This is a genomic window from Pseudoalteromonas sp. TAE79 (assembly GCF_000498015.1).
Lineage (GTDB): Bacteria > Pseudomonadota > Gammaproteobacteria > Enterobacterales > Alteromonadaceae > Pseudoalteromonas.
In genome coordinates, this window is the sequence record NZ_AUTL01000187.1 from 1 (window position 1) to 4713 (window position 4713).

Annotated in this window: 3 protein-coding genes; 1 reads left to right on the forward strand and 2 read right to left on the reverse strand. The window is 39.8% G+C overall.

Annotation, left to right across the window (positions count from 1 at the left end):
* The first annotated feature begins 91 nt into the window (after nucleotides 1-91).
* The gene (locus L655_RS0114115; RefSeq protein ID WP_024604027.1) at nucleotides 92-1417 is read left to right on the forward strand and encodes an IS4 family transposase; all 1326 of its coding nucleotides are present in this window, start codon (nucleotides 92-94) and stop codon (nucleotides 1415-1417) included.
* 54 nt (nucleotides 1418-1471) lie between these two features.
* Here the strand turns inward: L655_RS0114115 and L655_RS0114120 are convergent, their stop codons facing one another.
* Both L655_RS0114120 and L655_RS0114125 read right to left on the reverse strand, forming a co-directional pair.
* Complete coding sequence (locus L655_RS0114120) at nucleotides 1472-3745, reverse strand: TonB-dependent receptor (protein ID WP_024605364.1); 2274 nt, start codon at nucleotides 3743-3745, stop codon at nucleotides 1472-1474.
* A gap of 407 nt (nucleotides 3746-4152) precedes the next feature.
* Nucleotides 4153-4713, reverse strand: a 561-nt coding sequence (locus tag L655_RS0114125; RefSeq protein WP_024604693.1) for a transposase, incomplete at its 5' end; no start/stop codon positions are given.

Below are 4713 nucleotides of genomic sequence, written 5' to 3' on the forward strand. Positions count from 1 at the left end.
TAATGCCGATCAGTTAAGGTTAATTGATCGGTTGACCGATCTAAATGATCGTGAATAATCCGTAATTAGTTTCGCTAATTACGGTTTTTTTATGGATATTCAAACAGCTCTTTCAACCACCTTCTCATCTGCTGATGAATTTACAACGCTTGATAACTTATCTGGCATCTTAGATCCCGAATTACTTAACCAAGCTTTTGAAAAATCGGGTGTCGCCACCGTTCGTAAACGTCGCCTACCACTCGATGCTGTCGTTTGGTCTGTGATTGGTATGAGTTTATTTCGTCATGAATCTGTTTGGGATATAGCCTCTAAAATGGACATCGCCTTACCAGGTAAAGGGAAACTAGTTGCCCCTAGTGCCATGGTTCAAGCGAGACAACGCTTAGGTGAAGATGCTGTCGAGCAGGTCTTCAAGATGATGGCGTCACGGCATTATAATCATGCCCACTTCGATACATTTTGTGGCTTAAATCTATTAGCAGTTGATGGCGTTGTTTTTCGTACACATGATACGCCAGAGAATAAAGACGTATTTGGGTGTGGCTCAACCCAGTATGGTGAAAATACCTATCCGCAAATTCGGATGGTATGCCACATGGAGCTAACGAGCCATCAACTCATTAATTGTACTTTTAACGGGCAACATCAAGGAGAAATGACACTCGCTGAAGAGCTCATTGAAGGTACACCGGATAACTCATTAACCTTATTTGATCGCGGTTATTATTCATTAGGGCTTTTGCATCGTTGGCACCAAGCAGGGACTGAAAGGCACTGGATGATACCTGTCAGAAAAGGCTTAACCGTTGATACCATAAAGAAAATGAGTAAAAATGACCAGTTAGTGCGTCTTAAAACATCGCCACAAGCGCGAAAAAAGTTTACTGACTTGCCAGAGTTTATAGAAGCTCGGCTGCTTACTTACACGCATAATAATAAGCAGTATCAGATTCTTACATCAATGCTTGATGTAATGCGTTACCCATCAAAAGAAATCGCTGATTTGTACATGCATCGCTGGGAAATAGAAATAGGATATCGAGAAATAAAACAAACAATGTTGCACTCAAACTATATCCTACGCTCAAAAAGGCCGGATATGATAAGGCAAGAATTGTGGGGGTTACTAATTGCCTACAATATTATAAGAATAGCCATGCGTGAGGCAGCAGAGTTACTGGAAGTATGGCCAAATCAACTGAGTTTTTCTCATTGTTCAAGACATATCAATGTATTTCTGTTAACTATCCCACTGACAAGTCCGGGAAATTTACCAAAACGCTATGAGCATTTATTAGAAACGCTGACGCTATTTCAGTTACCAACAAGGCATCATGAGCGCAGCTTTCCACGATGTGTGAAAAAGAAACCATCTAAATATCCCTATAAAAAAAAGCCAGTCAGTGTTAACTGACTGACATTATGCACAAGGCAGGCTTTTAAAAATTAATATAATTTAAGGTTATCTTTAGAAGAAGTTAACTTTAAATTCAGCACCAACATAACGCTCTTCGTTAACAATACCTGTATTGTTATTAAAGTCTACAGCGCCAATAACTTGTTGCTCGTCAAATAAGTTACGAACAAACGCAGCAACTTCGTATTCGTAATCGCCTTCAGACCATGTGTAACCTGTACGAAGACCTGTTTCAATAAGCTCTTTACCTTCAAACTCTACTGATTCGTAAAGGAACATATTGATTTTACTGCGATAAGAAATATCACCGCTTGCGAAGAAGTTACCATCGGCAAGTTCTTTAGTGTAGCGAAGCGTAAAGTTAGAGATCCACTCAGGCGCATGCGGTAAGCTGTTACCATCAAGTATTGCAAAGCCTGAATTATTAATTGGATCAGTCACGTTTAATGTAACACGGTCAGGTACTGGTATTGAAATACTGTCATCTTTTATTTCGGTTTTATTGTAGCTTAAGTTAAATGTTGCATTAAACTCATCACTTAGTACCCACTGTGTGTCTAGCTCGAAGCCGTAGCCTGTTGTTTTGTCTGCATTGATTAAGCTACTAGAGTTTGTATCACCACCTACAGCGGTAAGTTGCTGGTCATCCATTGTGTAATAAAATACAGTTGCATTAACGCGACCTTGTCCATCTAACACGTCTGATTTAATACCTGTTTCGTACGATGTTACAGTTTCAGAATCAGCTATTGTTACTTCTTCATTAAACAAAATACGCCCTTGCAAACTTGGTGCACGGAATGTGTTTGCTACACGTCCGTACCAGTTAACATCATCGTTTACTTTGTAGTTTGCAGATAAATCCCAGCTTACATGGCTATCGCTTACGTTTTCAGGAATAATTTTTGGACCAGCGCCAGTTGGGCTAAGTGTACGATCAGCTACAAAATCTTTGTCATCATCTGAATAACGAAGACCCGCTGTTACTTTTAAATCATCAGATACGACATAATCAACAGAGCCAAATACTGCCCAAGCAGTTGTATCTTGTTGCTGCTCAACATAACCATTTAACACACCATTATCAGCGGTGTTATAATTAAAGTTTTCAATTGTCAGCTCTTCATCAAAGTAAAATACACCTACTTGATAATTTAAGTCACCATCAAAGTTACTAGATAAACGTAGTTCTTGCGTTAACTGGTCGTGATCTGGAATACCATCAGCACTTTCTGAAGAGAAAGGAATAAAACCAGGTCCCATAGCAACTGGAACGTCATCTATTGAGAAGCCGCCGTAACCGCCGTCAATATCAGCGCGCGAATATATTTCAGCACTTTCCCATGCAGAAATTGAAGTGATGGTGTGGTTTTTAAGTTCCCACTCAAGCTTTAAGCTCGCGCCTTCAGATTCTACTTGTTGAGTAGAGCGAGATGCCGCATCTTGATAAACAACATCACTTTCGTAGTTATCTACTAGCTCATTAGTACCCGTTTTAATTACATTCGCACGAAAGGCAATTGGTGAGCCATCTAAGTCACGTGTGTGATAGTTTAATAAAGCAGTAAAATCATCGCCTTCATATAAAAACTGAACACGTGCCGCTTTTTCAGTGTAACCACCTTGCTCGTCTTTAGCTTCAAAGCCTGGCGCTTGGTTATCAATGTAATCGTCTTTATCTTGCCATAATAATGAAACACGAGCAGATAAACGGTCAGTTAAAGCACCACCTACAGCACCACTTGTGTCTACAGCGCCACGGCTACCGTATGAAACAGAGCCATAACCATCAAATTCTTGGCTTGGTTTAACAGTATCAAACTTAACAAGGCCAGCTGGCGTGTTACGTCCAAATAAAGTTCCCTGTGGTCCACGTAATACTTCTACGCGTTCAACATCAAATACTGGGAAGCCTTTTAAAATTGCATTTTCTTGAACTACTTCATCAACAACAAGTGATACTGGTTGTGATGCATTCAAATCGAAATCGGTATTACCTAAACCACGAACGTAAAAGCGTGGGAATGAACGACCAAATGAAGACTCAATAGATAAACTTGGAATTTTCGCATTTAAAAAACGAATATCCATACCAGCTGAGCTATACGCATCAAGGTTATCACCTTGTAGTGCAGATACTGCTACTGGTACTTCTTGAGCGTTTTCTACACGTTTACGAGCTGTTACTTGAATAACTTCTAGTTGATTACTTTTTTTAGCTGTTTCTTCTTCAGCAGCTAAAGAAGAAAATGAAGTACCTGCTACTGCAGAGAACAACGTTGCATTGATTAGGGTAGCTAACGTAGATCTTTTCATTGCTTTCATGTTGGGTTTAACCTTTTTTGTGCACTCTTGTTCAACGGTTTTTTGTGTTGCGCAATGTATTCATTGCGGGCTCGTTCAATTTTTCGCGACTTGCGTCATGCGCGCGGACCTTATTACCGAGAGTACAAAAACGATGTTATAAGGCTGAACGAACGATTAAGATTATACCATTGTGTGACAATTTTACTGCATAAATATAGACATAATTAGAAACTTTTTTGCAACATTTAACTACAAAATCACGTGTTTTTATCACTATTTAGATGCAAAATTCTAATATTAAGGACATATGTCCTTTATTGGATTTAATAAAATGGAGTAGGAAGAAGGGATTGTTTTACATGTTAACCTAAAATAGAAACACCTGTGTTTTTATTAAAAGCCGCCCAAGAGCTAACACCATTCAGTTAAGCATGCTTTGACTTAATGGTGTACCGAGTTTTTGAAATTCGAACGGTCCTACTTTTGGGCCGTTTTCTTTTTTCTGGAAGAATATAACGTTTCACTCGTTCTCGCATTGCCCTTAATTTCTTTGGAATTGAACCTGGCGAAGCGATGGCACACCAGAGTATTTCATCCTGTATATCCCGCAAAGCCATGACAAAACTAATTCTCAGCGGGGAGACTTTAGCCTCTTTGGCTATTCGACTTATCTCTACTCGAATTAAATTGTAGGCTAGCAATATACCCCATAGCTCTTGATTGACTCCATCCACAGTCTGACTACGCAAAAGAATACTATCCTCAAGCATCTGGTGTTTTATTTCTCCATAGCTATTTTCAATTTCCCAGCGCTCGAAATAGACATCAAGAATGGCCTGTGCACCAAAGGCCTGTTTATCATCCAAAGAGCACAGCAGACCTTTTATTTTTCCAGGCCCCATTGGCTCAGGATAAAGAACCAGTCTGGCCTGCCAGCACTCAGGAAGCGAAGGGTCTTGTTTTCTGGCATGCGCAGATACACTCAT

What these genes read in the sequence shown, in the direction of transcription:
- L655_RS0114120 (WP_024605364.1), bottom strand. Translation starts at nt 3,745, where the DNA reads ATGAAAGCAATGAAAAGATCTACGTTAGCTACCCTAATCAATGCAACG.
- L655_RS0114115 (WP_024604027.1), top strand. Translation starts at nt 92, where the DNA reads ATGGATATTCAAACAGCTCTTTCAACCACCTTCTCATCTGCTGATGAA.